Origin of the sequence: Bacillus sp. EU52 (genome assembly GCF_037964975.1) — a bacterium.
Lineage (GTDB): Bacteria > Bacillota > Bacilli > Bacillales > Bacillaceae > Bacillus > Bacillus subtilis.
Genome location: NZ_CP150177.1, coordinates 1,870,788 through 1,896,883, shown reverse-complemented (window position 1 = coordinate 1,896,883; position 26,096 = coordinate 1,870,788). Strand labels below are relative to the sequence as shown.

General features: G+C 40.5%; 35 protein-coding genes and 1 pseudogene. 9 read left to right on the top strand and 27 right to left on the bottom strand.

The genetic code is table 11. The features are described from left to right. Positions 1-335 precede the first annotated feature (335 nt). On the bottom strand, positions 336-743 hold the full coding sequence (locus NSU05_RS09605; protein ID WP_003245606.1) for a CoA-binding protein: 408 nt from the start codon (positions 741-743) through the stop codon (positions 336-338). A 169-nt stretch (positions 744-912) separates the two neighbouring features. Here NSU05_RS09605 and plsY point away from each other — a divergent pair, with 169 nt between their 5' ends. Both plsY and NSU05_RS09595 read left to right on the top strand, forming a co-directional pair. After that, positions 913-1,494, top strand: coding sequence for a glycerol-3-phosphate 1-O-acyltransferase PlsY (gene plsY, locus NSU05_RS09600; RefSeq protein WP_003231560.1), 582 nt, complete (start codon positions 913-915; stop codon positions 1,492-1,494). An 87-nt stretch (positions 1,495-1,581) separates the two neighbouring features. Then, positions 1,582-1,869, top strand: a complete 288-nt coding sequence (locus tag NSU05_RS09595; protein WP_003231562.1) for a HesB/YadR/YfhF family protein — start codon at positions 1,582-1,584, stop codon at positions 1,867-1,869. A 30-nt stretch (positions 1,870-1,899) separates the two neighbouring features. Here NSU05_RS09595 and NSU05_RS09590 read toward each other — a convergent pair whose 3' ends face one another. The 7 genes from NSU05_RS09590 to acnA all read right to left on the bottom strand — a co-directional run bounded on the left by NSU05_RS09590 (position 1,900) and on the right by acnA (position 6,735). Next, positions 1,900-2,199: a hypothetical protein gene (locus tag NSU05_RS09590; RefSeq protein WP_003231564.1), complete on the bottom strand. Its 300-nt coding sequence runs from the start codon at positions 2,197-2,199 to the stop codon at positions 1,900-1,902. 15 nt (positions 2,200-2,214) lie between these two features. Beyond that, positions 2,215-2,631, bottom strand: coding sequence for a YbgC/FadM family acyl-CoA thioesterase (locus tag NSU05_RS09585; RefSeq protein WP_003231566.1), 417 nt, complete (start codon positions 2,629-2,631; stop codon positions 2,215-2,217). An 84-nt stretch (positions 2,632-2,715) separates the two neighbouring features. Beyond that, positions 2,716-2,967: a small acid-soluble spore protein Tlp gene (gene tlp / locus NSU05_RS09580; RefSeq protein ID WP_003231568.1), complete on the bottom strand. Its 252-nt coding sequence runs from the start codon at positions 2,965-2,967 to the stop codon at positions 2,716-2,718. 36 nt (positions 2,968-3,003) lie between these two features. Next, complete coding sequence (gene sspN, locus NSU05_RS09575; RefSeq protein WP_003231569.1) at positions 3,004-3,150, bottom strand: acid-soluble spore protein SspN; 147 nt, start codon at positions 3,148-3,150, stop codon at positions 3,004-3,006. 64 nt (positions 3,151-3,214) lie between these two features. Continuing rightward, positions 3,215-3,340 (bottom strand): FbpB family small basic protein, encoded by a 126-nt coding sequence (locus tag NSU05_RS09570; RefSeq protein ID WP_003244964.1) that lies wholly within the window; start codon positions 3,338-3,340, stop codon positions 3,215-3,217. 81 nt (positions 3,341-3,421) lie between these two features. Continuing rightward, positions 3,422-3,934 carry a redoxin domain-containing protein gene (locus NSU05_RS09565; protein ID WP_003231571.1) on the bottom strand — a complete coding sequence of 171 codons (513 nt, stop codon included), beginning with the start codon at positions 3,932-3,934 and terminating at the stop codon, positions 3,422-3,424. A gap of 71 nt (positions 3,935-4,005) precedes the next feature. Continuing rightward, positions 4,006-6,735, bottom strand: a complete 2,730-nt coding sequence (acnA, locus tag NSU05_RS09560) for an aconitate hydratase AcnA (protein ID WP_038429041.1) — start codon at positions 6,733-6,735, stop codon at positions 4,006-4,008. Between the two features lie 227 nt (positions 6,736-6,962). On the opposite strand from acnA, the gene sspO reads away from it, so the two are divergent. The 4 genes from sspO to yneK all read left to right on the top strand — a co-directional run bounded on the left by sspO (position 6,963) and on the right by yneK (position 8,422). Next, on the top strand, positions 6,963-7,109 hold the full coding sequence (gene sspO, locus NSU05_RS09555) for an acid-soluble spore protein SspO (RefSeq protein WP_003244839.1): 147 nt from the start codon (positions 6,963-6,965) through the stop codon (positions 7,107-7,109). Between the two features lie 31 nt (positions 7,110-7,140). Next, positions 7,141-7,287, top strand: a complete 147-nt coding sequence (locus NSU05_RS09550; protein ID WP_003221237.1) for a small acid-soluble spore protein P — start codon at positions 7,141-7,143, stop codon at positions 7,285-7,287. 79 nt (positions 7,288-7,366) lie between these two features. Beyond that, entirely contained in the window at positions 7,367-7,759 is a 393-nt protein-coding gene (gene cotM / locus NSU05_RS09545; protein WP_082200951.1) for an outer spore coat protein CotM, read from the top strand. A 234-nt stretch (positions 7,760-7,993) separates the two neighbouring features. Then, positions 7,994-8,422, top strand: coding sequence for a DynA interaction protein YneK (yneK, locus tag NSU05_RS09540; protein ID WP_038429039.1), 429 nt, complete (start codon positions 7,994-7,996; stop codon positions 8,420-8,422). Between the two features lie 30 nt (positions 8,423-8,452). Here yneK and NSU05_RS09535 read toward each other — a convergent pair whose 3' ends face one another. The 3 genes from NSU05_RS09535 to ccdA form a co-directional block, all read right to left on the bottom strand. Further along, the gene (locus NSU05_RS09535; RefSeq protein WP_072174017.1) at positions 8,453-8,944 is read right to left on the bottom strand and encodes a CcdC family protein; all 492 of its coding nucleotides are present in this window, start codon (positions 8,942-8,944) and stop codon (positions 8,453-8,455) included. Positions 8,945-9,022: 78 nt separating this feature from the next. Next, positions 9,023-9,385: a response regulator gene (locus NSU05_RS09530; protein WP_038429038.1), complete on the bottom strand. Its 363-nt coding sequence runs from the start codon at positions 9,383-9,385 to the stop codon at positions 9,023-9,025. 88 nt (positions 9,386-9,473) lie between these two features. Continuing rightward, positions 9,474-10,181, bottom strand: a complete 708-nt coding sequence (gene ccdA, locus NSU05_RS09525) for a cytochrome c-type biogenesis protein CcdA (RefSeq protein ID WP_015383767.1) — start codon at positions 10,179-10,181, stop codon at positions 9,474-9,476. A 219-nt stretch (positions 10,182-10,400) separates the two neighbouring features. On the opposite strand from ccdA, the gene ynzD reads away from it, so the two are divergent. Next, on the top strand, positions 10,401-10,574 hold the full coding sequence (gene ynzD / locus NSU05_RS09520) for an aspartyl-phosphate phosphatase YnzD (RefSeq protein ID WP_010886518.1): 174 nt from the start codon (positions 10,401-10,403) through the stop codon (positions 10,572-10,574). 73 nt (positions 10,575-10,647) lie between these two features. Here the strand turns inward: ynzD and NSU05_RS09515 are convergent, their stop codons facing one another. The 6 genes from NSU05_RS09515 to yneA all read right to left on the bottom strand — a co-directional run bounded on the left by NSU05_RS09515 (position 10,648) and on the right by yneA (position 15,009). Continuing rightward, a complete protein-coding gene (locus NSU05_RS09515; protein WP_003221221.1) occupies positions 10,648-10,866 on the bottom strand; it encodes a YneF family protein in 219 nt (72 codons plus the stop codon). Between the two features lie 85 nt (positions 10,867-10,951). Beyond that, positions 10,952-11,398 carry a sporulation inhibitor of replication protein SirA gene (gene sirA, locus NSU05_RS09510; RefSeq protein WP_003231591.1) on the bottom strand — a complete coding sequence of 149 codons (447 nt, stop codon included), beginning with the start codon at positions 11,396-11,398 and terminating at the stop codon, positions 10,952-10,954. A 152-nt stretch (positions 11,399-11,550) separates the two neighbouring features. Further along, a complete protein-coding gene (tkt, locus tag NSU05_RS09505; RefSeq protein WP_014476936.1) occupies positions 11,551-13,554 on the bottom strand; it encodes a transketolase in 2,004 nt (667 codons plus the stop codon). A gap of 168 nt (positions 13,555-13,722) precedes the next feature. Next, the gene (locus NSU05_RS09500; RefSeq protein WP_003231595.1) at positions 13,723-13,956 is read right to left on the bottom strand and encodes a DUF896 domain-containing protein; all 234 of its coding nucleotides are present in this window, start codon (positions 13,954-13,956) and stop codon (positions 13,723-13,725) included. A 63-nt stretch (positions 13,957-14,019) separates the two neighbouring features. Then, positions 14,020-14,673: a recombinase family protein gene (locus NSU05_RS09495; RefSeq protein ID WP_015714011.1), complete on the bottom strand. Its 654-nt coding sequence runs from the start codon at positions 14,671-14,673 to the stop codon at positions 14,020-14,022. Positions 14,674-14,691: 18 nt separating this feature from the next. Continuing rightward, positions 14,692-15,009: a cell division suppressor protein YneA gene (yneA, locus tag NSU05_RS09490; RefSeq protein ID WP_015252003.1), complete on the bottom strand. Its 318-nt coding sequence runs from the start codon at positions 15,007-15,009 to the stop codon at positions 14,692-14,694. A 149-nt stretch (positions 15,010-15,158) separates the two neighbouring features. Between yneA and lexA the strand changes: the two genes are divergently transcribed. Continuing rightward, positions 15,159-15,776, top strand: a complete 618-nt coding sequence (gene lexA, locus NSU05_RS09485; protein WP_003238209.1) for a transcriptional repressor LexA — start codon at positions 15,159-15,161, stop codon at positions 15,774-15,776. 351 nt (positions 15,777-16,127) lie between these two features. Here the strand turns inward: lexA and NSU05_RS09480 are convergent. Then, a pseudogene (locus tag NSU05_RS09480) lies at positions 16,128-16,404 on the bottom strand (hypothetical protein). After that, positions 16,313-16,747, bottom strand: coding sequence for a metallothiol transferase FosB (gene fosB, locus NSU05_RS09475; protein WP_038429037.1), 435 nt, complete (start codon positions 16,745-16,747; stop codon positions 16,313-16,315). Before fosB ends, NSU05_RS09480 begins: the two are co-directional and overlap by 92 nt. Positions 16,748-16,954: 207 nt before the next feature. Here fosB and NSU05_RS09470 point away from each other — a divergent pair, with 207 nt between their 5' ends. Next, complete coding sequence (locus tag NSU05_RS09470) at positions 16,955-17,404, top strand: YndM family protein (RefSeq protein ID WP_003245454.1); 450 nt, start codon at positions 16,955-16,957, stop codon at positions 17,402-17,404. A 26-nt stretch (positions 17,405-17,430) separates the two neighbouring features. On the opposite strand, the gene pghL is transcribed toward NSU05_RS09470, so the two are convergent. The 8 genes from pghL to NSU05_RS09430 form a co-directional block, all read right to left on the bottom strand. Next, a complete protein-coding gene (gene pghL, locus NSU05_RS09465) occupies positions 17,431-18,189 on the bottom strand; it encodes a gamma-polyglutamate hydrolase PghL (RefSeq protein ID WP_015714006.1) in 759 nt (252 codons plus the stop codon). A gap of 224 nt (positions 18,190-18,413) precedes the next feature. Beyond that, positions 18,414-18,728: a hypothetical protein gene (locus NSU05_RS09460; RefSeq protein ID WP_003245621.1), complete on the bottom strand. Its 315-nt coding sequence runs from the start codon at positions 18,726-18,728 to the stop codon at positions 18,414-18,416. 77 nt (positions 18,729-18,805) lie between these two features. After that, positions 18,806-20,446, bottom strand: a complete 1,641-nt coding sequence (locus NSU05_RS09455; protein ID WP_038429036.1) for a YndJ family protein — start codon at positions 20,444-20,446, stop codon at positions 18,806-18,808. Beyond that, positions 20,443-21,060: a DUF4166 domain-containing protein gene (locus NSU05_RS09450; protein ID WP_038429035.1), complete on the bottom strand. Its 618-nt coding sequence runs from the start codon at positions 21,058-21,060 to the stop codon at positions 20,443-20,445. Before NSU05_RS09450 ends, NSU05_RS09455 begins: the two co-directional genes overlap by 4 nt. A 4-nt stretch (positions 21,061-21,064) precedes the next feature. Further along, on the bottom strand, positions 21,065-21,871 hold the full coding sequence (locus tag NSU05_RS09445; RefSeq protein ID WP_038429034.1) for a hypothetical protein: 807 nt from the start codon (positions 21,869-21,871) through the stop codon (positions 21,065-21,067). Between the two features lie 152 nt (positions 21,872-22,023). Next, positions 22,024-23,238, bottom strand: coding sequence for a Ger(x)C family spore germination protein (locus NSU05_RS09440; RefSeq protein ID WP_038429033.1), 1,215 nt, complete (start codon positions 23,236-23,238; stop codon positions 22,024-22,026). Next, positions 23,228-24,319, bottom strand: coding sequence for a spore germination protein (locus NSU05_RS09435; protein WP_038429032.1), 1,092 nt, complete (start codon positions 24,317-24,319; stop codon positions 23,228-23,230). Before NSU05_RS09435 ends, NSU05_RS09440 begins: the two co-directional genes overlap by 11 nt. A 29-nt stretch (positions 24,320-24,348) precedes the next feature. Further along, complete coding sequence (locus NSU05_RS09430; RefSeq protein WP_082200950.1) at positions 24,349-25,908, bottom strand: spore germination protein; 1,560 nt, start codon at positions 25,906-25,908, stop codon at positions 24,349-24,351. Positions 25,909-26,096: the final 188 nt, after the last annotated feature.

The following is a 26,096-nucleotide window of genomic DNA, read 5'->3' as shown; positions in this document are numbered from 1 at the left end:
ATATAAGATATTTTTTATAAACCTCGCCTCGAGCCAGTACTGCCTTGGACTCCTCATTATAACCAATATGTTTGCAATCGCAACATAGAGCTAACGAATCAGTTCTTCTCAAAACATCGGCTAGTGCTGTTTTTACACTATGAGAACGTATGTTTGTTTATTATATATAAAGCAGCAGACCTTCGCAAATCGAACGGCCGAAACCCAGCTGGACAAGGTATTCAAAAAAAGCTGTTCAAGCTTTATTGTATCTGTTTCACCGTAATACGCAAACAATATCTTAAAATTAAAAAGCAAAAATCCTTGAATTTACAAGGATTTTTGCAGTTCTGCACCTATTTTGTTACAGCGTGTGCCACTTTTATGCACAGATCCATGATAACCGTTCTGCCTTTTTCTTTTAGCATCTGGTATGCTTCCTCATTAACTAGCCCTTGCTGTGCCCAAAATACTGGCGCATCTGTCTCTAAAAACTCTTCCGCCACTCCAGGAAGCTGTTCTGAGCGCCGGAATACATTTACGATGTCAATCGGACCGTCTATCTCTTTTAAAGATGAAACGGCTTTGACACCTAGCGCCTCATCAATTGTAGGGTTCACAGGGATAATTTCATAACCCGCGTCCTGCATTGCTTTTGAAACCATATGTGACGTTCTATCCGGACGGTCTGAAAGCCCTACTACCGCTATACGTTTGCTTCTTTGAAGAATCTCTTTAATTTCCGCTTTAGAAGGGTTTTGCATCGTGTGTCACTCCTTTTCCACTTATTTTACACGATCAAAACAGGAGAAATCAAAATATGATGCATGTTTGATTGGATTTGTAAGCAAACTTTACAAAAAAACTTATCATCAGATCATGACATCTCATGTTAAAATAAAAAGAAGGGAATTTGAAAAAGGAGAAATGTAGATGTTAATTGCTTTATTGATTATTTTGGCCTACTTGATAGGCAGCATTCCGTCTGGCTTAATTGTGGGCAAGCTTGCCAAGGGAATTGATATTCGGGAGCACGGAAGCGGCAACTTAGGCGCTACCAATGCATTCCGTACATTGGGTGTAAAAGCTGGTTCGGTCGTCATAGCCGGAGATATTTTGAAAGGGACACTGGCAACTGCATTGCCTTTTCTCATGCATGTTGATATTCACCCGCTTCTTGCAGGAGTCTTTGCGGTTTTAGGCCACGTGTTTCCCATCTTCGCCAAATTTAAAGGCGGTAAAGCCGTGGCGACATCAGGAGGCGTTTTGCTATTTTACGCACCCCTGTTATTTATCACGATGGTTGCGGTATTCTTCATCTTTTTATACTTGACTAAATTTGTTTCTCTCTCATCGATGTTAACAGGGATCTATACTGTTATATATAGTTTCTTTGTCCATGATACGTATTTATTGATTGTCGTTACCCTGCTCACTATTTTTGTGATATACAGACACCGAGCGAACATTAAACGAATTATCAATAAAACAGAACCTAAAGTAAAATGGTTATAAGCTTAAAAAACTTCTCTTTTGACACAGAATAGCCTAATACGTTTATAATAGAGAAAATTCAAATGAAGAACAAAGGGGTGTTCTGTTATGAATATGACAATTAACGAAGACGCATTGAACTGGTATAAAGAAGAACTCGATTTGGAAAGCGGAGACCAGGTTCGCTTTTTCGTCCGCTATGGAGGCTGCAGCAACGTTCAAAAGGGTTTTTCTCTCGGTGTAGCGAAAGATGCCCCACAAGAGGCTGGAGTCACTGCAGAAGCTGACGGCATTACCTTCTTTATTGAAGAAAGTGATTTATGGTACTTTGATAACCACGACCTTCTCGTCAGCTATTCAGAAGACGCTGATGAACCGGTTTTTGAATACCAATAAAAAAGAACGCACATCATGTGCGTTCTTTTTTTACAAATGAAATCGTATAAGATGATCGGTTAGGTTTTCTTGTTCCAAAATATATTTTTGTGTTTCCCCCAGCAGATCAAAGTGGGGAAATTCACTTTTCTTATGGATCCATTCTTTTTTTAACCCGTACGCCGCTCCCCACTGAACCAGCTTATCAATGTCTGCACAGCCGGCTTTTGTCACGGTCTTTGCTTCTGGAAATCGGTCATCCAGCCAGTAATGTGTTAAAAATGCGATTTCTCCTCTTTTCACTGCTTGTTTCCACCGGTTAAGTTCCTCCCGTTTCACACCAAACGCCATATCCCGTTCACTTCCCTATTTTTTGGCCTTTTCATATGCTGTGTGCCAATCAGGAAAAGCTTTGCGGAATTGAATTGGCTTAAAGCTTTCTTTATCCACACAAATATGAGATGAGGTGGCTTTGATGGAAAGCTCACCGGCCGGATTATAAATGTGGTAACCATAGACGGTTTTAAATCCGTTATAGTCCTCTATCCATGTATGTACAACCGCGGTTTCTCCGTAATGAAGCGGCTTTTTATAGGAAATATTGATATCAACGACTGGGGACAGAACGCCTTTTTTTTCCATATCACTATATAAAAAGCCTAAGTCCTTAATCAAGGCCGTTCTGCCGACCTCCATCCACACAAGATAATTTGCGTGATAGACAATCCCCATTTGATCTGTTTCTGCATAACGCACTTCTATTTCTTTTTTTGATACATGCAAGATTACTCTGCTCCCTTAACGTCAATTTAGCCCCATTTTACCATAATCAAATCAGAAAGAAAAAAACCAGGTTTCCCTGGTTTTTTAAGAACGGTATCCGTTTTGTCTCGCTGCAGATTCGTCCTGTATTTCATTACGAAACGCTTCAATGCTCTGTTCGCGCCTTGCATTTTTTTCTTTGATACGCTGTTTATCTTCTCCTGAAGCAAACTCCATTGATGCTTCTGCTTCTTCTATATTTTCAATTGTATTTTGAACCATATCCTGCAATTTTTCCACATTGTCAGAACGATCATCAGGATTAGGCTGCTGATATTGATTTTGGTTCTTTGTCATTCGGATGTACCTCCTAGAAATAAACTCGAATTTTCGCTACTCGCCTTTTGTCTGCATGATAATCGGCCGCTGTCCTGAAGTATCATGCATTTTTTCCCCTTTATTGGCTTTATATTTTACAGGCTTTGTACCCAAGTGGCTTGGAGCATATTGAGGCTGACCGTTTTTCTTGTTGTTTCCCATGTTTATCCCTCCTCAACAGATAGGTTTCTCAAAAGGAGGGGTAAACATGAATACAAATTAAAGGTTATTTTTGCTTAAATCGCTGTTCAAGCTTTTCCTCAAGCTGATTTAAATACTCTGTATTGGTCATCAGCTCTTTTTTGTTTTCCATGACGAGCTCATGAAAAGAACGTTTTCTCATCTTCTTCACGCTTCTCACCTCCGCATATTCTTTTATTTTTTCCAATTCTGAAAACTTGTAAGCATATCTGAGCATAAAAAAAAACTGAATCTAATCAAGATCCAGTTTTTGTTCCATTTCTTTTTTTGTCATGGTGCCAACATGTATGTCTTGGATAACACCTTTTTCATCTAAGATATATGTCGTTGGATATGACATCACGTTATAGTCAGCATTGATCCCTTTTTTATCAATCAGAATGGGGAACGTTAAGTCATAAGTATCAGCAAACGCTCGGACCTGTTTCTCACTTTTCTCAGCTGAAGTGAAATTTACCGCAACAACCGCAAGTTTGTCGGCGTACTCTTTTTGCAGCTTTTCCATCGCAGGCATTTCCTGACGGCACGGTTTACACCAAGTTGCCCAAAAATTGAGCAGCACTTTTTTGCCTTTTGCATCCTGTAAAGAGCTTTTCTCTCCTGACAGCGTTTTCAAAGAAAAATCAGGTGCTTGTTTCCCCTCTTGAATTCCGACTTCTTTTTTGCTGTATGTTTGATATAAATTCCATCCCGTATAACCGGCAAGCATGATAAGCAGGATCCCTGCGAGCCATTTTTTCAGCATATGCCACCTCCGCAGCACATTGTGTCATAAAAAGAAGAGAAAGCGAAATGCCTTCTCTTCCTATTGATTCATCAGGACTGCTTCATTTTTTCACGAAGCACCATTTGAAGGATGCCGCCATGGCGGTAGTAATCAATTTCAACTTCACTATCAAAGCGGACGACTGCTTCAAAAGTTGTTACATTGCCGTCTTCATTGATTGCTCTTACAGTCACAAGGTCACGAGGACGAACTGTTTCATCAACATCTACCTCGATGACTTCTTTACCCGTTAAGCCGAGTGTATCCGCATTTTCACCTTGTTTAAACTGAAGCGGCAGCACACCCATGAATACAAGATTGCTTCTGTGAATTCTTTCGAAGCTCTCTGCAATGACCGTTCTGATGCCGAGAAGGTTTGTTCCTTTTGCAGCCCAGTCACGTGAAGATCCCATACCATAGTCTTTTCCTGCTAATACGACAAGACCGGTTTTATCTTCTTTGTATTTCATGCATGCATCATAGATGGATGTTACTTCACCAGTCGGCCAGTACGTCGTAAATCCGCCTTCTGTACCCGGTGCGATTTGGTTTTTGATGCGAATGTTGGCAAATGTTCCTCTCATCATGACTTCATGGTTTCCGCGGCGGGAGCCGTAGGAGTTAAAGTCACGAGGTGAAACACCTTTTTCTTGCAAATACTTTCCGGCAGGCGTATCTTTTCCGATTGCCCCCGCAGGAGAAATATGGTCAGTTGTGACTGAATCGCCGAATTTACCGACAACACGCAGTCCTTTTAATGGCTCAACCTTGCCTGGCTCAACAGACATCTCTTCAAAGAATGGCGGGTTTTGGATGTAAGTTGAATCGTTATCCCATTTATATAAAGCTTCATCTGTTGTTTCAATTTCGTTCCAGCGCTTGTTGTCATCAAATACTGTTTCATACTCTTTGCGGAATAGCTCTGGCGTAACAGTTTGCTTAACAAGTGCATTGATTTCGTCCATTGACGGCCAAATATCATTAAAGTATACGTTTTGACCATCCTTGCCCACACCGATTGGATCGGTTTTTAAGTTAATGTTTACCGTTCCAGCCAGCGCATATGCCACAACAAGCGGCGGTGAAGCAAGATAGTTGCCTTTAACAAGCGGGTGAATACGTCCTTCAAAGTTACGGTTTCCGGAAAGGACAGACGTAATCAGAAGATCATTTTTCGCAACCGCTTCTTCGATTTCCGGTGAAAGCGGACCTGAGTTCCCGATACATGTTGTACAGCCGTACCCAACGAGGTTAAAGCCAAGCTCTTTCATGTATGGAAGAAGGCCTGAATTCACAAGATATCCTGTAACAACTTTAGAACCCGGTGCAAGTGACGTTTTCACGTAATTAGGCACCTTAAGCCCTAACTCAACCGCTTTTTTCGCTACCAGTCCGGCGCCGATCAGAACGTATGGGTTTGATGTATTTGTACAGCTTGTAATCGCAGCAATGGCGATCGCACCCGTTTTCATAACTGTTTCTTCGCCGTTAAGGAGTTTAAACTTAATTTCCTTATTTTCTTCCTCAGCATTTAAACCGAATCCTTGGTTACCTGCAGGGCTGACTAAGTGCTTTTTAAACGTTTCCTGCATAGCAGATAGCGGGATCAAATCCTGAGGACGCTTTGGACCCGATAAGTTTGCTTCAATTTGAGACAGGTCAATTTCAACCACATCAGTAAATTGAGGGTCTTCCGCATCTGGAGTGTAGAACAAGCCATTGCTTCTGCAGTATGCTTCAACAACATCAATATGTTCAGGATCACGCCCTGTCAGGCGCAGGTAGTTAAGCGCTTCTTCATCTACTGGGAAGAATCCGCATGTAGCACCGTATTCCGGAGCCATATTCGCAATTGTTGCGCGATCTGCAAGCGGCAGTTCAGCAATTCCCGGTCCGAAGAATTCAACAAATTTACCGACAACGCCTTTTTCACGCAGCACTTGTGTTACTTTTAACGCCAAGTCAGTAGCTGTTGTTCCGTTTGGAAGCTTGCCGACAAGTTTCGCGCCGATTACCTCTGGAACTGGGAAGTAAGAAGGCTGTCCAAGCATTCCCGCTTCAGCTTCAATTCCACCGACACCCCAGCCGAGAACACCGATACCGTTAATCATTGTTGTGTGTGAGTCTGTTCCGACAAGCGTATCAGGATACGTTACAAGCTCGCCGTCTTCTTCAATGGCATGGACAACACTTGCCAAGAACTCAAGGTTGACCTGGTGCACAATACCTGTTGCAGGCGGTACTGCCTGATAATTGTTAAACGCTTTCTTTGCCCAGCTTAAAAATTTGTAGCGCTCTGCATTTCTTTCGAATTCCAAGTCCATATTTACTGCTAATGCATCTTCTGTACCCGCTTTATCTACCTGTACAGAGTGGTCGATAACGAGATCAACAGGAATTTCAGGGTTGATTTTATCAGGATCTCCGCCGACAGCTGCCATTGCTTTACGCAGTGAAGCCAGATCTACTACTGCCGGAACCCCTGTGAAGTCTTGTAAAATAACACGAGACGGTTTGAACGGAACGTCGATATCCTTTAATTCGGCAGTTCCCCATTTTGCCAAATTTTCCACGTGTTCTTTTTTGATAACGAAGCCGTCAACTTGACGCAATACTGATTCTAAAAGAACTTTGATGGAATAAGGAAGCTTCGAAACCTTTCCTATACCTGAATCTTCTAACGCTTTTAAAGAGTAGTAATGATATGTTTTCCCATTTGTAGTAAACGTTTTTCTCGCTTGGAAAACGTCTTTTGCTGCAGTTTTTTGCTCGTTTGCCATTCTCCAAAATCCCCCTTCATATCAGATCATTCTCAGATGAACATTACATTCCATCACAATTTTCTCACAATTTCATATTAAAACAAAATCATACATAAGTAAATATCAATGTTTTTATTAAATACAATAAGTTCGACTTATGAGAAAAATGTACCGGTAATTTTTACTGTTTACGCTCTCTCATATAACACAATAAAAGGAGCCATATTATGATTGAGGTGATAATGATGGTCAAAAGAAAAGCGAATCACGTCATTAACGGAATGAATGACGCAAAAAGCCAAGGCAAAGGCGCCGGCTATATTGAAAATGACCAGCTTGTACTGACTGAAGCAGAACGCCAAAATAACAAAAAAAGAAAAACCAATCAATAACACCGAACTCTTTTAAGGAGGTTCTCATTTTATGACCAATAAGAATACAAGTAAAGATATGCATAAAAACGCCCCTAAAGGACACAATCCCGGCCAACCTGAGCCTCTAAGCGGAAGCAAAAAAGTAAAGAACCGAAACCATACAAGACAAAAGCACAACTCAAGCCATGATATGTAAGAAAAGCAGACCTTAGTGTCTGTTTTTTTATGCGTTCACCCATTATAATCCACCGCATATGATGTAAAGCAAGGTTGATATGTGGAGGAATGCTTCCATGAACCATTCAAAACGCAACGATGCGAATGATTTCGATAGTATGGATGAATGGCTTCGGCAATTTTTTGAAGACCCCTTCGCCTGGTACGACGAAACATTGCCTATTGATTTATATGAAACAAGTCAGCAGTATATTATAGAAGCGGATCTGACTTTTTTACAGCCTACACAAGTAACAGTTACCCTTTCTGGATGCGAGTTCATCTTAACTGTCAAATCGTCAGGACAGACTTTTGAAAAACAAATGATGCTTCCTTTTTATTTTAATAACAAAACCATTCAAGCCGAATGCGAAAATCAAATACTCACAGTCGCCGTCAATAAAGAAACAGAAGATGGCTCTTCTTTTTCTCTTCAATTTCCTCTCAGCTAAACATAAAAAGTCACTTTCATCCCCTATTATGAAAGTGACTTTTTTTTCCGTCCATTTATCGTCAAATACCCTCTAGTGACTCTCCCATGGCCAAATAGCAGATTCACTATACAATAGAATATGATCTACTATCTCTTTTGACTAGACGTCTATCACTTTTTTCTATTCTTTTTTTACTGTGTTCTTCTAATCTCTCTTCGTATACAATATGGTTAGAATAAGGGGGAATGATTGATGCTGGAAGGATGGTTTTTATGGTTTATTCTGTTTTGGGTGATCATAATGGTAGTCTTATTATCAATCGGCGGTTTTTTCATGTTTCGAAAGTTTTTAAAGCGTTTACCAAAAGAGGACGGCAGATCAGAGCTTGATTGGCAGGATTACTATATTGAAAACAGCAGACATTTATGGAACGATGAAAACAAACAGTTTCTAGATGAATTGACTGCGCCCGTGCCAGAGCTGTTCAGAGATGCAGCAAAAGCCAAAATCGCAGGCAAAATCGGTGAGCTTGCATTAAAAGAAAAGGTAGCAAAGATTGATCAGCAACTTATGATCAAAGGCTATATTCTCGCAACTCCTAAAAGAGACCATACCTTCTTAAAAAGGCATCTGCGGGACAAAAAAATCGATTTGGAACCTTATCAGACCCTTCTCAAATAAAAAACCTTTCCTGACAAGAGGAAAGGTTTTTTAATTCATTTGAATATTAGCTGACTGCAGCTCGTTATGAAGTTTTCGATATGATAAATACATAGCGATTCTCCAAGGCACAATCATACCGAAAGCCAGAATCCAAAACATTCCGCTCAGTGCACCATAATCAATTGATGTGCTCAAGATGGATTTCATCACGATTCTGATCACCAAAAGACCGACTAATATAAAAACAAATGCTTTAGAGCGTTTCATGTAAATTTCATTATTTTTAATTTCGAACTTAGAAGTTTTAATTAGAAAAATAGAGAAAATCACACCTAAAGTGAATGCTTCCAAAAACTCTGCACCAGTTACCCAAAATACCGGAAATAAAAACATTAACGCTCCCGTACTCATAAAAATCGGCGGGAGAATGATTTTTTTTGGTGAAACGGGCTTGTCAGAGGACTTTATTCTGACCACCATCACAGCTACAGCCATTAACACAGCAATAATCGATGAAACTATAATCATCATACTTATCATTCCTTTGTTTCTCGGAGTGTTGATACTATATACTATACTCCAAAACAATAAAAAAAACCATTTTGAAAAGAAATGACTTTAATGTCCCATAACGCGGCTTACAGCTTCCAGCACTTTTGTTTCCTCAAACGGCTTAACAATAAAATCCTTTGCCCCCAGCTCAATTGCTTCCGTTACAATTCTTTGCTGGCGCATGGCGGTGCACATGATGACCTTCGCTTTAGGATCAAAGGTTAAGATATCACGAAGCGCTTTTATGCCGTTTTTCACCGGCATTGTAATATCCATTGTCACAAGGTCCGGGCGTAGTTTTTTATACAGGTCCGCTGCTTGTTCACCGTCCGCCGCTTCGCCTACGATTATGTAATTTGCCTCTTCCAAGATCTCTCTGATTTTCACTCTCATGAACTTGGCGTCGTCTACAACTAAAACTCTTGTCATATTCCCCTCCAACAATCGATTTCCACAGATAATAGTCTTATTGTACCAAAAACAAAAGGATTAGTAGTAGTACGAAAGTAATTTACCGTCAAAAACCAGTAAAGCCTCCAAAAAGATCTGACAGCAAAATAATGATCAGGCTCATCCAATTAAAGAATAACAGCACACCAATCACAATCATCAAAACGCCGCCAGCTTTCATAATGAAAAGCTGGTTCTTCCTTATCCACTTCAGCTTTGTGATAAAAAAAGACAATAAAAGAAACGGTACCGCAAAACCGAGTACATATAACATCATGTATGGCACCGCTGAGCCCGGATTGGTGCCTGCAAGTGTGATAACAGCACCTAATATCGGACCGGTACATGGTGTCCATCCAGCTGCAAATGCCATTCCGATTAAGACCGACCCTAAAAACCCGCTTGGTTTATGCTTAAAATGGATTCTCCGCTCTTTCATCATAGCCTCAGGCCGGAACACACCGAGTGTAATGAAACCGAACAAAATAATAAGCAACGCGCCAATTTGCCGAATCGCATCGTGATAATCCCTAAACAGGCTGCCAATAAAAGATGTTCCATAGCCTAAAGCAATAAAAATGACTGAAAAGCCAAGCAGAAAACACAAAGTATGAAACAAGCTTCTTTTCTGCAGCAGCAGCTTTTCTGTTTTTACATCGTCCATGCTGACCCCTGTAATATATGACAAAAAAGCTGGGTAAAGCGGCAGGCAGCAAGGCGAAATAAAGGATAAAAAACCCGCACCGAATGTCAAAAAATAATTCACGTCTCCCATGTCATCATCCCTTCATGATTTGACATTCCTTCAAGTTATGACAAAATCATTTCATTTTTTTAACACTTTCACTTGAAGGATTTCTATTTTCAGAAAAAACTTATATAATTTAATTTGACATTGAGACATTATACTCCTTCTCATTTGAAAATTAGTATAAATATGGATATAATATAAACATTCACTTTGAAGATCTAATGTATGAAAGGATACATCCCTGTGATTAGAGAGCATCTATTAAAAGAAATTGAAAAAAAAAGAGCAGAGCTGCTGCAAATTGTCATGGCGAACGGAATGACATCTCATATTACGATAGAGCTCAGTCAGGAGCTTGACCATCTTCTCATACAATATCAAAAGCAGCGCCTTCGAGCAGTAGCGGGTGATGAATGATTGCAAAATAAAAAACCCGTATAAGGGTTTTTTATTTTATAACCATGTTTCTCTATATCATAATCTTTACGTATTATTTCGTTTGATTATTCATGGCTTTCATCATTTGATTGATTTTCTTTTGAGAAGGTTTCATTCCCATTTGCATCATCATCATGCGTAACATTTGTTCATTAATAGGCGGATTCTTTTTCAGGTAGCTCATCATATATTTACGAGCAATAAAAAACCCGAGTGCAACACCTATGAGCAATGCAACAACGCCCACTAGGATGCCAACCCATAAAGTCATTTTATTTCCTCCTTCATGTTGTCTAGTTTAAAGTGTACTAAACCAAAAGCTATTATACAACATTTACATCTCTTTTTCTTCGGTTTTAGACAAAATTTCTTTCTTTCACCGGATTTAGCCATCCGTAACGCTTCGAATTGAAATCCATTGCTAAAAAGCAAGGGCTTACTTTTCTTAACACTTCAAAGAATATCGTTTCTGCCTCGTAATCTCCCGAAGCCACAATTTCTATCATGTGCTCCTTCATCATAAACGTCGCGTGGCCTTTTGCTTTCGGCAAAGCTATTCTATAAATATAATCCAGCTGCCTGTAATCCGTCTTGTTTAAATTCATTTTTAACCGCTGATGCATATGTAAAATAGGGATTGGTTGTGTAATATATTGAATCTGTTTCTCTGTCATTTCATACTGCTGCTTTTCAAGGCTTGTCCAATGATAGTCTTGAAACAGCTCAAACATAACCGATTCCCGGCCGAAATAGTGATTGGCAAATTCCTCTTTGATCAGGTACGTATAGTAGTGACGTTCCATCTTTTCATCCCCTTTTCCAGCAGCATTTCATTTGCTCTCTATTATACAAAAGAAGAAAAGAAAGAATTGTCTATTACTGTTAAACAGCCAATACTATTTTTGTCGGATAAACAAGAAAAAGAGGATGATTTGACTCATCCTCTTTCAAAAGCTTACTTATTGATTAATGCCTTAACTCGATTCACTACGTTCGGAACTGAGAAGCCGTATTCGTTAATGATGGTTTCACCAGGAGCAGATGCACCGAATCGGTCTATGCCGAGAACGTCACCTTCAAGCCCCGTGTATTTGCCCCATCCAAATGATGAGCCCATTTCAATTGCAAGACGTTTTTTCACATCTGCAGGAAGGACTTCGTTTTTGTATTCATCAGATTGTTTCTCAAAACGGTCCATTGAAGGCATGCTGACAACAGAAACATCGATATTTTCTTTTGCCAATTCAGCCTGCGCTTCAATTGCAAGACCTACCTCGGATCCGGAGGCAATGAGAAGAGCGTCAGGTGTTTCGTTTTTAGATTTAGAAACGACATATGCACCTTTTTCTACTCCTGCCAATGCTTCTTCAGCTGTTTGATCGATGGTAGGAAGGTTTTGACGTGTAAGCACTAGCGCTGTTGGGTGATCAGTGCTTTGCACTGCAAGCTTCCATGCTGCTGCTGTCTCATTGCCGTCTGCTGGACGGATCAAAGAAAGGTTAGGCATCGCACGGAGTGAAGCAAGCTGTTCAACAGGCTCGTGCGTCGGACCGTCTTCACCAACCGCAATACTGTCATGTGTGAAGACATATGTCACAGGAAGGCCCATTAACGCTGCAAGGCGAATCGCAGGACGCAGGTAATCAGAGAAGACAAAGAAAGTTCCGCCGAATACACGAAGACCGCCATGAAGCGCCATACCGTTTAAGGCTGCACCCATCGCAAATTCACGTACACCAAACCAGAAGTTTTTGCCTGAGTAATCAACCGCTGTAAAATCACCGGCATTTTTAATAGTCGTTTTGTTCGATCCCGCTAGGTCAGCAGAACCTCCGACAAAGAAAGGAATTTTTTTCGCAAGTCCGTTGAGAACTTCACCGGAAGATGCACGGGATGCCAGGCTGCTTCCTTTTTCATACACAGGAACCTCTTGATCCCAGTCCTTCGGAAGCTCTCCTTTGATTGCCAGTTCAAGCTGTTCAGCAAGTTCAGGATAAACTTCTTTATATTTAGCGAATTGAGCATTCCATTCTTGTTCTTTTTTCTCACCTGATTCTTTAACAGCTGCAGCGAAATGCTCATAAACTTCTGACGGAACGTAGAAGTCTTCTTCATATGTCCACGCGTAAGCTTCTTTTGTTAATTTGCTTTCCTCTTTACCAAGCGGCGCACCGTGAACACCGGATGTACCGGCACGGTTAGGTGAACCGAATCCGATTGTAGTTTTCACTTCAATTAATGTAGGTTTCTTTTCATTTTGGCGTGCTTTTTCGATAGCCGCTGTTAATTCTTCAATATTGTTTCCATCCTCAACATAAAGAACTTCCCAATTCATTGCTTCAAAACGCTGTTTCACGTTTTCAGAGAATGAACGGTCGAGGTCTCCATCAAGAGAGATGTCATTAGAATCGTATAGTACGATCAGACGGCCAAGCTGAAGATGGCCTGCGAGTGAAGCGGCTTCAGAAGAAATACCTTCCATTAAATCACCATCACCGCAAATACTGTATGTATAATGATCGACTACGTTAAATGAATCGCGGTTGTATGTTTCCGCTAAATGGCGTTCAGCAATTGCCATACCGACTGCCATGGCAATTCCTTGGCCAAGCGGACCTGTTGTAGCATCAACACCGGCAGTATGTCCGAATTCCGGATGTCCTGGTGTTTTGCTGCCCCACTGGCGGAATCCCTTAAGATCTTCAATACTAAGATCAAACCCGCTTAAATGAAGCATGCTGTATAATAGTGCTGACCCGTGTCCAGCAGATAAAACAAAACGGTCACGGTTAAACCAGCCAGGGTTTGCCGGACTTACGTTCATAAATTTTGTCCACAGCGTGTATGCCATTGGAGCGGCTCCCATCGGCATCCCTGGGTGACCAGAATTTGCTTTTTCAATAGCGTCTATTGACAGTGTGCGAATGGTAGCAACTGATTTCTTTTCAATTGTATCCATAAAAATCCCCTTCCTTATGTGTTGTACCCTTACATCATAAATGTCTGACGACTTTTTCTCAACTGTTTCAGCTTAAATTTGAGAGAAACTTGTTGAATTTTGTCACATAAGAGTTTTGATTATAGTATATGCAAAAGAGGAATACGATATTGCCGTATTCCTCTTGTATTAGTGAAGTTTGTTATTTCTTTGTTCTCTTTTTAGCTTTTCTGGTGTTACATCATTGCCTTCTGGGTCAATGATTTTCACACTTTTTAACGTGTTCTTCATAGAAGAACGAAAACCTTTCAAGTACTCTTGACGGAGCTTTTGCTGTTCGGCTTTTTCTTCTTCTGTAATAACGCCAGCTTTAGCTTTGGCAGCAAGTTCATTAATTCTGGCAATTTTCGCGTTTGAAATCATGTTAAACTCCTTTATTGCATTTTGTCTATATAGTACTAGATCAAAAAAAGTTTTACAACTGATTCACTCTGCTGTCTCTTCATTCTCTATGTATTCCTGAAAACGCCGGTGAACGGTTGCTTTAGAGACATCATAGCCAAACCCTCTTAGGGTAGCCGCGATTTCAGCAAACGTCAGTTTATTCGCTCTTAGGCGGACGATCTCAGAGATTGGCACCTCTATTTTTTCTTTTCCACTGTTCCCATGTTGGTTTTTTAAGTTTTTTTGCGGTTTAAAACCGTTTTTTACTGCACGTTTCATTCCCCGTCTGATTTTCATGTTGTGAATCTTTCGCTGATACTCTTCCACAATGCTGACGATTTCCAAGACCATTGAGTCAGCCTCCGATAACTCCAGTTCACCTCTATGAGCCGTTGTATAGACTTTCACACCTTCTCTATAAATACAATGAAGCAGTGCGATTTTTGCGTTTCCCCGTCCGAGCCTTGTCTCATCCTGAACCAAAATGACATCAATTCCAGCGTTCTTAATCTCATCAAGCAGCTCAAATACACCATCCCGATCCATTTCATATCCGCTGGCTTTTTCTGAAATCACTTTGACCACTTCCATGCCGTTCTCCGCTGCAATGGCCGTAAGCTCCTCCTCCTGCCGCTTTAATGACGTTTCCTGCTGTTCTTTATTTGTGCTTACACGGGCATAAATGAGTGCTTTCATTTTATCTCTCTTTCCTCTCTATTTTACAGTTGCTAATTCATATGCATCCTGATGCTTCTTTTTCAATGGGATCACTAACTCATCACCCGGCTGGATATCAGAGGTTTGAAGTTGATTTTTATCAGCTACCCATTCAATAAAATCATTTTTGTTTATCTTTTTTGTATCTGCTACCTGATCAGCAATTGACCAGAGTGTGTCGCCTTGCTGGACTTCTATTTTAACATACTGATTAAGCTCTTGGCCGCTGCTTGTATATGACAGCATAAGGATAACCGCGCTCAAAATCACTGTGAACAGACCGACAAAAATAATAGATTCTTTACTCATGATCATAACCTCCAACAGGAATGTTTGTTCGCATTTTTATAATTTCAGTATATACGAACAAACGTTTCTGTCAATTGTTTTTTCGAACCTATGTTTGTACTGTAAGGAAAATCATGCTATAATCTTCTTAAAATCGACGTTTTGAGGTGCGAAAAATGACGAAGCTATCAAAAAGGCAACTTGATATCCTCCGTTTTATTAAAGCAGAGGTTAAATCAAAAGGATATCCGCCTTCCGTGAGAGAGATCGGAGAGGCTGTCGGGCTTGCGTCCAGCTCTACTGTCCACGGCCATTTGGCCCGCTTGGAAACAAAAGGACTGATCAGACGGGATCCGACAAAACCAAGAGCAATAGAAATTCTTGATGAAGAAGTAGACATTCCGCAAAGCCAGGTCGTTAATGTACCGGTCATCGGGAAAGTCACGGCGGGATCTCCTATTACAGCAGTAGAAAATATTGAAGAATATTTTCCGCTCCCAGACCGCATGGTTCCTCCAGACGAGCATGTATTTATGCTGGAGATTATGGGAGACAGTATGATAGATGCTGGTATTCTCGATAAGGACTATGTCATCGTTAAACAGCAAAACACAGCGAACAATGGGGAAATTGTAGTTGCGATGACAGAAGATGATGAAGCAACTGTAAAACGATTCTATAAAGAGGATACCCACATTCGCTTGCAGCCTGAGAACCCAACGATGGAACCTATCATTTTGCAGAATGTCAGCATTCTAGGGAAAGTGATTGGCGTGTTCAGAACCGTCCATTAATCTATTGATCTATCAGATGCATGAAATAACCCCCTCTTCCTTTACGGAGAGGGGGTTTGTTGTTCAAAAAAAGCAGGCTCGCCCTGACTTTTGGGTGCGAGCCTGAATAGGAGGAAAAAGAACATCATGTTTACACCATAATTATCCACCAAAAGATTGTTGAAGTCAAGAAATTTTCTTTCCTTCAGGAAACTTTGATCAAAATATGAACGTTTAGAATATTAGACGCTATCTTCTTAAAAACGTTTCATTTTTTAGGTCGTGGAAGGATGCGGTTTCATATTTATTAAGGGGCGAGGCAATTGAAATAACTGAAAATTTAGTACATAGTTTAGGTAGTTCAACACTCTGTTAAAACAGCTTGCTTTCTTCATATAAAATGTAATATGTATTTCAATTTCACCTTCACCCAATCACTTGTACAGTTCAAAAGATATGGCATCGTTGAACAAGTCGGGTAGAAACCTTCCCCAAACATAAAGTCTCCACCAACACCCTTCTTTAAATTTAACCTTATATGAAATATGGTTGTGATATCAAAAGGCCGTTTCATCATAAAAGTGCATATGCGTTTTTTCTTGTTTGTAATATCGAAGCCTGTCTTGAAGGGTTCCGGTATGAAATTCAAATTTGTGGCCGTCAGGGTCGGTAAAATAAATTGATTTTCGTTCGCGTTCATCTCGTTCTCTGCCAGGCAGAATATTGACATGAAGTCTTTTTAATTTAGCTGACATCTCCTCAAATTCATGATCTTCAATTGTAAAAGCAATATGGGTATAAGAAAGCTTAATGTCATTTCTCGGGATGTCTGGTTCTTCATTAAGCGCTAGCCAGATGCCGTTCATATCAAAATATGCAGTTGTTCTTCCCTTTACCAAAAGCTTTGCACCAAACACTTTTTGATAAAAATCAATCGATGTATCCAAATGCGAAACTGAAAATAGCAAGTGATTGATTCCTTTTATCTCCACAAATCATTCCCCCCTTGAAAGCTGATCATCCACATATACGACTTTTTTCATAAGAAAGTTTCATACAGCTGAAAAAAATACCAGTGTAAACAAAAACGGACTGTTTAAAATAGTAACATGACCATTATGAATGGTTTTGAATTGCATTATTTATCATTTGTTTACGCCCAAGAATTTTCTTCAAAAAATAACAATTTAGGTGGTCAAATGAAACATATCATTGCGCTTGCTTCAAAGATTGCTTTCACTCTCGCCCTTTTATATGTGATTTTGGACAGAGTCTATCACGCATCCTTCTTAAGTGTGATGTTTATTGCACTTTTCTTAGGTTTTGTTTCCTATCTTTCTGGTGACATGCTCGTCTTACCCAGAACAAACAATATTACAGCTTCATTGGCTGACTTTGGCCTTTCATTCGTTATTCTTTGGGTATTTGTTTTAACCCAAACAAGAAACGATTTCTCACCATTTGGAGCGGCTCTCCTTTCCGCTGCCTGTCTTACTGTTTTTGAATACTTTTTTCATCGGTATTTACTGAAAAATGTGCTTGATGAAAATTTCCGAAATGAACTGTCAGCGAGAGATAACACGTTGCAGTATCAAACGGAAGCCGCGGACGAGCTGTTTCCCGAAACGAAAGAGAAGCATAAGGAATAGGAGGCTGTCTTATCGCCTCCTATTTTTCAGTAGCTATTTTTGAGAAAACGGAACATCACTTCTGTAAACTCATAAAACCTCTCATTTTGAGTAACAGCTCTGCTTTTTAAAGAAAAGATGCCGAACAAAGACTTTCGAAACCCTGTGCTCATTTCTATCTGAATACTTAAACCTGTTTTTGATTTATTTGCAATGTTATTCGGACTAACGCCCGCATGTGGATGGTCCGTATTGAGCAATACAGCAGGAAAACCGGCATGCTGCAATTTCTCAACTAAATCTGCCGCTCTTACGCGATCTGTACCGCCGACTTCGATCTGCTGATCTTCTTCTGCGTACCCGTGTAATGAAATGACATATTCATGATTTCCCGTCATTTTAAGGGCCCGAGGTTCATCAAAGTGCGTGCTCGTAATGTGCAGGACTGAGTTTCCTGCCGATTTTAAGCCTTCAAATAAATACATCGAGTACTCTTTGCTGAGCTCTCTCGCTACTTCACTTGTCCCGCCTTCAATACCTCCTCCGTGAATGGCTAAAACAAGAACAGGGCTTCCGGTTTCTTTCGTAACAACGCCGTAATCAGAAGGATCTTCATTGCTTTTTAATTCCTCAAAATTCTGATATACATCTTCAGCATAAATTGAAGAAATCGGAGTAAACACCATAAAAATCAACAATAATTTTACAATTTTAATAGTTGATGGAAAACGTTTGGCTATGTTACAATCAACATGCTTCAAGGAATGGAGCAAACGGCGGAGCAGGGATACTTTGGCCGGTTTCATCTACTCCGCCTCTAAGTCCAAATCAACAGGATGTAGGTCTCTTTGAGGCTTTAGCACGAATTCTCTCGTCCTCCTTGTTAAATTTTTGTTAAATTCACAATATTATATACCATTAGCCCGGGCGCTGTTCTTCTCATTTTTGAATTTATGAAAAGTAAGCTGGCACCACCTCTCCCATTTCCATACAAAACAAAAATGCACCTGCCCTTTGGCCTGTGCATTTTTTATTTTCTCTTCATTCTTCGTTTTTTTGCTTGATTTAATTTCATGATGTTTTTTTCAATTTTTCTTATGTTTCGCCTTTGCGGGATTGTTTTCATTTCATAATAAACAGAAATAAACCCGCTTACTGTCACTGCTGCAATATAAAGGACGCGCTGTTTGATCATCCGGTCAGCGTGTCCATGATCATTCGCTTCTTTTTCCAGTCTTTCGATCACAGCTTTATCAAACAGCTGATCGACATACACTTGTTTCATTCCCACTGCAAACCCCGCAGCCAGCCAAAGAATCAGAAATAAACTGATATAAAACACCATAAACCCTTCCTTTCCTGTCTTGATGCGGTGCAGAATTTTGAAATGCAGCAACTGGCAGACGAAGCTTCTTCTTTGTGTTAGGTTCTTTCAATAGGCTGGTTAATATGTGTAATGCTGTAATGAACAGTTAGAAATTTTAATCCAAACAGCCACATATGATGAACAGCGGTTAATTTGTTGTCATGTGCAGCTTCTATCAGAAAGGTTTCAGATAAAGGAAGCGGACAAGTTCCCGCTCTTGTTTGCAGATAAATCCCCTCATCCCCCGCTCTGCTTTTTCTCCGGCTGCTTGTTAAAACCAGCTTCTCCTGATGATGATATGGTTTTAAAACACCTGTCATGCTGCTGAATGGAAGCGGTAAAGAAATATTCATATACCCCTCTCCATTTGAACGATACACTGAATAAAGAGCGGTAAAAATGGTTTCGTTTTTTTCATTTGTTCTAATCCAGGCACGTACTCTTTCCCTTCCGTCTTTTTTAGAATGAACACCTCTTATCTTGCTGTACATCCTATACCAGTCAGGGTTCGTCGAAAGATGTATTTGACCGATTCTTCTGCTGAACCATTCGTAAATAATTGCAAGCGGCCGAAACCACGTGCTCCATGTTACTTTTGCTTTAATATTGTATTCGATGGTTTGTTCATAAAACGAAAGAATGAGCGGCGCCAGTTTTTCTGGTGAAAAATCTTTTGAACGCAGGCTGCCCATATCATCCACAAGTCCGCTGTACCGAGCGTTATTTTCAGCTTGAATACTAGCTAAAAATTCTTCTCCAATCTTTCTTTTTCCGTAGATACGGCTGAATGTCTTTACACTGTCTGCATCAAAAGGTTTCGCATCCTCTATTCTCCACCCTATGAGAGCGGGCAAGATAACACCAAACGCATTGACAAAACCGTGAATCCAAATCATCTGATTGATGGTCAATGTAACTTCTTGCCGAAATACACCAAATGAATAAATCATCGAGAAAGCAATCGTTATCATTAAAACAGCGGAAGAAAGCCGAATAAGAAATGTCCCCGTCTTGGTGCGAAAAGCTGCCGTGAACACCAAAAATGCATGAAGATAAATCGCCGCCATATAAATGCTAACCGCAATGACATCAAGTGTTTTTGAATATGTGATGCCCAGTGCGATAAGAAGGGGCGAAAGCAAAATCACCCATGTTATCCAACTGTACAACATCCGATGTTTTCTAATGGTTCTGCCGAGTAAACCGTTGAAGATCGGGATCAGAAAAGCAGAATAGTGAAAGTGGACAGCAGTCAGCAAAATGATGAGAGGGCCAAATTGCATGATCTGCAAATGGGCAGCATAAGCAAAAAACCAAAATCCTCCTCCCGCCAAATAAATAAGGCCGAACAAAACTGATGTCTCTTCGATTCTATGTATCTTTGTTTCCCAAAGGCGGAGGATCGCATACAATGCAATAAAAACTGTGTACATCCACCAGATAAGTGCGAAACCCCCAACCTCCGTCACTAGAGCCAGCACCGCAAAGAATGCGGCTGCCGGATACCACTGGATTAGCCCATATTCCATAAACTGAGCAGCACGAACCGGAGATTGACGAAAAACAAAAGGAAAAATTCCCGGCACGAAAAATAGAATGGATAACAAAACGAGTGCCTCTGCCACTGAAATATCCGGTGCTTCTGCTGCAAGAAATCCAATAAAACAAAGCGCACTGACTATGCCATTTCGTTTCATGATTCTCTCTCTTCCTCCTGAAACGTTCCTTTATAAAAGAAAAGAGTGCCAAGAATTGTATTTTGCACATGCACTTCAATGGTGAAACAATTCTTTTTTTCATCAAACGTTTCGCAAACTACGGATGTACCGGTCAGCCATTTCGGCAGCGGGATTCTTTTTCCGCATATTAATAGCCATTGCTTTCCCGATGTGATCGTAAGAGAGCCGTCATGAGATGCCTCGAACGTCAAAACAGACAGCAGCAGATGAGGTTTGCCGAAGAAATCAAGTATTCTATTTTCTTTCTCGTCATATATCATTAACGCATCAAAGAAACGTTTTTTGCCTTTAAAGAAAAATGTACGATTCCATTCTATTCCTGTATGTTGCGATTTCAAAAGACAAGTTCTATTTTGTATTGTAAATGGAATGTCTTTGCCTCTTTCTGAAAAGAAGCATCTGAAAAAAACACCCAGCTTTAACAGCATTCTAACCAGAAAAGAGCCTCCGCTTATTTCTGACATCGTTCCCGTCCCGCTGAATGTATGAGACCCGTCTAATTGGTACCGTTTCTGCAGCTTGGGATGCAGCAAATGATAGTTAATAATTGATTTTTCATAAATCGAACTCACAATGTCACTTCTTTCTCTTTCGTTTTGTGCGCCTGGCACTGGGGAGCTGCAGGCTAAGAGCGCCGCTTGCAGCGGAAAACACACTCAATAGAACCCACATGAATATTTCGGAACCTAGACAAGCAAACCCAGCAAAAATACAAGCCTGGACACCATGAATGATCCATTTTCTTTTTAAAGGAATCAGCCACAAAATAGCTAAGCCTATCTCCGCTGTTCCTGCCAATATGCTTGTCTCAACACCTGCAAAGCCTTGATAGAACCAAAACAGGCTGAAAAACAGACACATGAACACATAGATGATAGCGGATCGAATAAAGCGCTTCGGATGTTTATTTTGCTCTACCCAAAGCCTTAATGCATCAAAGCTCCAGGCAGTCGCCCAGCCAAGCAGCGGTCGAAATAATAAACGATCGATCCATCTTCCCGGCAGTCCGTAGGCTGTTTTGTATTGGTACTTTGTTAAAAACGTCATTTTCCCATTTTCTCTCTGTATATACTTCCAGTAGCCGCTTCCATGCCGAATCAGAGATAACGGATGATTAGAGCCAAAAGCCAGTGAAGAAGACCTTTCAGATGAACATTTGTTGAAAACACCGACGGTTTCTCCTGTACCTGACACCTTTAATCCAAAGCCTACCCTTGTTTCGTAAAGAAACTTCTGTTTTTCGCATGGCTGACTATTCAAATACGTAATATTTGAAAACCGGAGATCCCATTCCTTATGCAGTGATGGGTTTTGTGTATATTCCCAGAGTGTATCCAGATCAGATTTCATTTCGATTTCTACATAAATCGGTTTCTGCCTCACAGCCCCTTCTCCCTTCTATTTCAAGCAATTCCTATATTAGCATATTGGTCGATTCGAAAAGGAAAAGTGTATATCTCTCCAAAAAAAGTATCTTTATCCTAAAAAATGCATAAAAAAGAGAAGAGAGGTTTCCTTCTCTTCCTTGGGATTCATTACTGAGTTTTAACCGTGCCGAAATGAGTAATTGTGACGTTCACACTGTATGTGATGTCGGCTTTACTGAAGGTGTCATCCCAGTTATTTTTCACCCTTTTCCATAAGTGAGGATATGTAAGTCTAAAAGATTCATCAAAACCCGCAACATCTGCTTTATAATCATGCTGAATTTTTTTTAATACCTGACCAACTATTTTCTTTACCTCGTTTTCAATAGTCGTTTCGAGACGATCTATAAACTGGGTGTCCAACGCCTCTTTTGTGTTCCAGTTTTCAACCAAATCGCCTTCTGATTCAATATCGACATGGAATGAAATATCTTTCCCTTTTACGATTGGCTGAATTTTGCTTTTGATTTTATTGATATCGTACGCTAACGTCTGTTGGCTCTTTTTATCATGACTTTTGACAACTCCGCCTTTCCCTTCTCCTCTAATCCATGTAATCCCCTCAGTTTCATATTCATTTAAAGTGCCGATCATTTTTTTCGATTTTCCGTTGATTACAGCTGCTCCGGAATACTTGACCGCTCCATTGGCCGCAACCACATTTTGCAGTAAAAAACTGCTGCCAGAATGCAGTTTTCCAATTAGTTTCGCGAGTGTCATAGGGGGAAGTATTCTGGAAACTTTATGTTCATTTTCACCTAATCCAATCAGCCGAAAAGCCGGGATTTCTCCGTTCTCTTTCAGCTGGAGAGCGTCTCTTGCTTCCCTTTTAGCAGATAAAACAAGACAGCTCAGCCTGATTTCATTATCACGAAAAAATTGATCCAGCATTTCGTCGATAGGAAATGTGTGCAGCACATCTTCACTCATGACAACAACTTTTAAATGCGGGCTAAACACTTCTCGGTCCCGTCTTAATGCAACCTCACTTCCGATCTGCTGTAATGAATCCCCTGTTTCACTTATATTAATGTACGCTTTTTGCGCTCCTTGTCCGCTACCGCCTCCCCCGCTTGTGCCCGCGCCTGCCGCTTTTTCATTAACAAATTGATAGGTCAGCGTAATGTTGTCTTTTTTCGGATAGCTCCCGCCCTCTTCTTTTAACTCTTTTTCAGTGTTCGTTTCTTTTCCTTTATCAATTGCGATAGCGAATGTGAGACCCAGATCTTCTATTTCCCGACTGCTCCAGCATCCTGTTACGCAAATCATCAGCAGACATACTATGACCATAGCAGGCAATTGACGTTTTAGTTTACTTTTCACCTCTTTTCCTCCATTTCGAAATGACTAACAGCAAAATCGGCAAAGCGCCAAATATATACAAAGCGATATGACTGACCGTATCGCCTAATATAAAGACGTCATTTTCATTTTTCGGCATGCAAGAGAGGATATATATAACAGGAAGCAGCCCAAACATACATGAAAGGGGTTTCTTTTTAAAAACTTGTGAGACTCCCAGGGAAGCTGCATAAAAAGTGATAATAAACGTGGCAAAAAGCTGCATAATCCAAATCACAAGCAGAAATGATTCAAACCGTTCAAATATTAAACCAGGTATTTCAAAACTTCTCATCAGGTCAAGCCCCGGCCATGTTCTCGTCACAACTCCCTCAACTGATAGTGCACCGATGACCATAATCATCGTAATCATATAAAAACTGGTCACAACGCTTGTCCCGATCACAACTGCTTTCACCGCATTTTTCGGCTTTTTCATAAATGCTACTAAAATGAACATAATTTCTGAACATGTAAATGAAAGGTTCGTTGTCTTTACACCTCTAAGAACCGGCATGATTCCATCACCTAATACAGGGCGCAAATTGTTGATCTCAAATATGCCTAAACTCATGAGGGCTATCGTTAAAAAGATGATGACCGTAATCGGAAAAATCATTTCAAAAAGCCGTGCAATCGGATCTAGGCCTTGTGTAATTGAATAAAGCCCAATCCAAAGAACTGTCATAATGATGGCCCAAGACGGTGTCCCTTCGAGGAGAAAAAAATCCACGATTTCGGACATGACTCTGACTTCAAATGCACCGAGTGCCAGAAAATAAGTAATAAAAACAATACTGATCAGATGCCCGAGCCATTTTCCTACAATATGTCGGGAGTATTCATAAAAGGTCTCCTTAGGATACTGCTGGCTTAATTTAACTATCATCATCCCGGCTATTACCGCTAGGACCCCGCCTAATAAAACTGAAATCCATCCATCAGGAGATTGTGTTTGTTCTGTTACTGTCCGAGGGAGCGTAAGAACTCCGGCAGCAAGCATATAATTAATGATGATAATCGTTGCCTGAGCGGTTGTGATTTTACTGGTTGGGCTGAACATGAGACTTTATCACCATCCTGTCGAGTTCATCACTTCACCCGTTTTGTATTATCTGTATTCATCATTTTAGGCCGGCGCTTCATGACTAAAAGAGGCATTCTGATAACAAAGTCTTTCCAATCTTTTAAGTGATAGGGCACTGCCGGACTTGCGTATGGCACACCAAAGCTCTTTAGCTTTACGACATGGCTGCTTAGCAGCAGATAATACATAATGACTCCAAACAATCCAAACACCGCCGCACAAAACATCGCGCCAAACCGAAGCATCCGAAGTGCTATACCTGTGCTATAATGCGGGATGGCAAATGAAGAAATTGCTGTGAGCGCAACAACAATGACCATGATTGGACTGACAATCCCCGCCTGCACAGCTGCTTCCCCGATGATTAATCCGCCCACTATGCCTATTGCGGGTCCAATCGGTTTTGGCAAACGAAGCCCCGCCTCTCTTAAAATTTCAATCGCGACTTCCATAAATAAGGCTTCAATCAGAGATGGGAACGGAACACCTTGGCGCGTCCCGGAAATTGAAATCGCCAGCTTGGTCGGAATTAACCCAGGATGAAAAGAAATAAATGATATATATAAAGCGGGTGCGAATAACGTTATCATTGCTGCGATGAACCTCAGCAATCTGATGAGCGAGCTCGGGAACCACCGTTCATAATAATCTTCAGGCGATTGAAGCATCATGCTGAAAGTGACTGGAACAATCAAAGCAAACGGAGTGCCGTCAAGCAGAATGGCTACTCTTCCTTCCATTAATCCGCTTATGACGCGATCAGGACGTTCTGTACTCTGTACTTGCGGGAACGGGCTCAAATAATTATCCTCAATTAACTGTTCAACGTAGCCTGACTCCGGCAAATGATCGATCTCAATCCCTCTCACTCTTTTTCTTACTTCCTCGACTACTTTTGGATCTGCAATGTCATTCATATAAGCGATAATTAAATCCTTTTTTAATCGTGTTCCTACTTCAAATCTCTGCAATGTTAATTGATCATTTTTTCCTTGCTGTCTCAAAAGAGCTGTATTCGTACTCAACTCTTCTGTAAAGCCTGTGCGCGGCCCTCTGACAAGCGCTTCTGAAAGCGGCTCCTCGATACTTCGATTTTGTTTTTTTACAGTTCCCAGAAGAAACGCCTGCGGTATTCCATCAATGAGAAGCGCTGTCGAACCCATGAAAACATTCAACACGATATCACTGATTTTCTCTGATTCTATGACATCACCGATTGATACGATTTGATTTTTTATCTGTTTCGAAGTTAAAATACCTTTGCCGGATTGAGAAATTTCATCGTTTACCTGATTAGGTTGATTCATGACTAACACTGATAATCCTTTATTAATCAAATCCTGATCAGACAGTCCTTCAACAAAGATCAATGCCGCTTTCACATGTAAATGAGTGATTTCAAGCTCACGGAAATGAACGTCCCCGTTATGTCCTATTTTTCTTTTTACATGTTCTAAATCGTATCCGATGTTACCGGTTAACACATCCTGATCCTTTTCAGCTGTTGAATGATCTGATTTATGCTGCTTCTGTGTTTTGTACTGATTGCTCCGCCACCTCATCATTGCACCTTCTTATACATGAATCCAAGTAAACACTTTATAGATTACATATGGAACGAGAAATACTACTAACGCTTGAAACCACACATTCCAATCAGTAAGTGTTGATATCATGTTATCCATCTGTCATTTCCCCTCTCTCTAATAGGATTATTTTTCCCGTATACCTATTTTTTATGTTCGTCTTTTTT

Excerpts from the sequence above, each read along its gene's own strand:
- NSU05_RS09455 (WP_038429036.1), bottom strand. The coding sequence starts at position 20,446 with ATGAAACGAAATGGCATAGTCAGTGCGCTTTGTTTTATTGGATTTCTT.
- NSU05_RS09535 (WP_072174017.1), bottom strand. The coding sequence starts at position 8,944 with ATGATAAGTATGATGATTATAGTTTCATCGATTATTGCTGTGTTAATG.
- yneK (WP_038429039.1), top strand. The coding sequence starts at position 7,994 with ATGCTGGAAGGATGGTTTTTATGGTTTATTCTGTTTTGGGTGATCATA.
- lexA (WP_003238209.1), top strand. The coding sequence starts at position 15,159 with ATGACGAAGCTATCAAAAAGGCAACTTGATATCCTCCGTTTTATTAAA.
- NSU05_RS09470 (WP_003245454.1), top strand. The coding sequence starts at position 16,955 with ATGAAACATATCATTGCGCTTGCTTCAAAGATTGCTTTCACTCTCGCC.
- NSU05_RS09605 (WP_003245606.1), bottom strand. The coding sequence starts at position 743 with ATGCAAAACCCTTCTAAAGCGGAAATTAAAGAGATTCTTCAAAGAAGC.
- NSU05_RS09565 (WP_003231571.1), bottom strand. The coding sequence starts at position 3,934 with ATGCTGAAAAAATGGCTCGCAGGGATCCTGCTTATCATGCTTGCCGGT.
- NSU05_RS09550 (WP_003221237.1), top strand. The coding sequence starts at position 7,141 with ATGACCAATAAGAATACAAGTAAAGATATGCATAAAAACGCCCCTAAA.
- tkt (WP_014476936.1), bottom strand. The coding sequence starts at position 13,554 with ATGGATACAATTGAAAAGAAATCAGTTGCTACCATTCGCACACTGTCA.
- yneA (WP_015252003.1), bottom strand. The coding sequence starts at position 15,009 with ATGATCATGAGTAAAGAATCTATTATTTTTGTCGGTCTGTTCACAGTG.
- NSU05_RS09500 (WP_003231595.1), bottom strand. The coding sequence starts at position 13,956 with ATGATTTCAAACGCGAAAATTGCCAGAATTAATGAACTTGCTGCCAAA.
- NSU05_RS09530 (WP_038429038.1), bottom strand. The coding sequence starts at position 9,385 with ATGACAAGAGTTTTAGTTGTAGACGACGCCAAGTTCATGAGAGTGAAA.
- sspN (WP_003231569.1), bottom strand. The coding sequence starts at position 3,150 with ATGGGAAACAACAAGAAAAACGGTCAGCCTCAATATGCTCCAAGCCAC.
- NSU05_RS09495 (WP_015714011.1), bottom strand. The coding sequence starts at position 14,673 with ATGAAAGCACTCATTTATGCCCGTGTAAGCACAAATAAAGAACAGCAG.
- NSU05_RS09430 (WP_082200950.1), bottom strand. The coding sequence starts at position 25,908 with ATGATGAGGTGGCGGAGCAATCAGTACAAAACACAGAAGCAGCATAAA.
- NSU05_RS09435 (WP_038429032.1), bottom strand. The coding sequence starts at position 24,319 with ATGTTCAGCCCAACCAGTAAAATCACAACCGCTCAGGCAACGATTATC.
- cotM (WP_082200951.1), top strand. The coding sequence starts at position 7,367 with ATGTGGAGGAATGCTTCCATGAACCATTCAAAACGCAACGATGCGAAT.
- sirA (WP_003231591.1), bottom strand. The coding sequence starts at position 11,398 with ATGGAACGTCACTACTATACGTACCTGATCAAAGAGGAATTTGCCAAT.
- pghL (WP_015714006.1), bottom strand. The coding sequence starts at position 18,189 with ATGAAACCGGCCAAAGTATCCCTGCTCCGCCGTTTGCTCCATTCCTTG.
- acnA (WP_038429041.1), bottom strand. The coding sequence starts at position 6,735 with ATGGCAAACGAGCAAAAAACTGCAGCAAAAGACGTTTTCCAAGCGAGA.
- NSU05_RS09595 (WP_003231562.1), top strand. The coding sequence starts at position 1,582 with ATGAATATGACAATTAACGAAGACGCATTGAACTGGTATAAAGAAGAA.
- NSU05_RS09460 (WP_003245621.1), bottom strand. The coding sequence starts at position 18,728 with ATGGTGTTTTATATCAGTTTATTTCTGATTCTTTGGCTGGCTGCGGGG.
- plsY (WP_003231560.1), top strand. The coding sequence starts at position 913 with ATGTTAATTGCTTTATTGATTATTTTGGCCTACTTGATAGGCAGCATT.
- sspO (WP_003244839.1), top strand. The coding sequence starts at position 6,963 with ATGGTCAAAAGAAAAGCGAATCACGTCATTAACGGAATGAATGACGCA.
- tlp (WP_003231568.1), bottom strand. The coding sequence starts at position 2,967 with ATGACAAAGAACCAAAATCAATATCAGCAGCCTAATCCTGATGATCGT.
- NSU05_RS09515 (WP_003221221.1), bottom strand. The coding sequence starts at position 10,866 with ATGACTTTATGGGTTGGCATCCTAGTGGGCGTTGTTGCATTGCTCATA.
- NSU05_RS09590 (WP_003231564.1), bottom strand. The coding sequence starts at position 2,199 with ATGGCGTTTGGTGTGAAACGGGAGGAACTTAACCGGTGGAAACAAGCA.
- ccdA (WP_015383767.1), bottom strand. The coding sequence starts at position 10,181 with ATGGGAGACGTGAATTATTTTTTGACATTCGGTGCGGGTTTTTTATCC.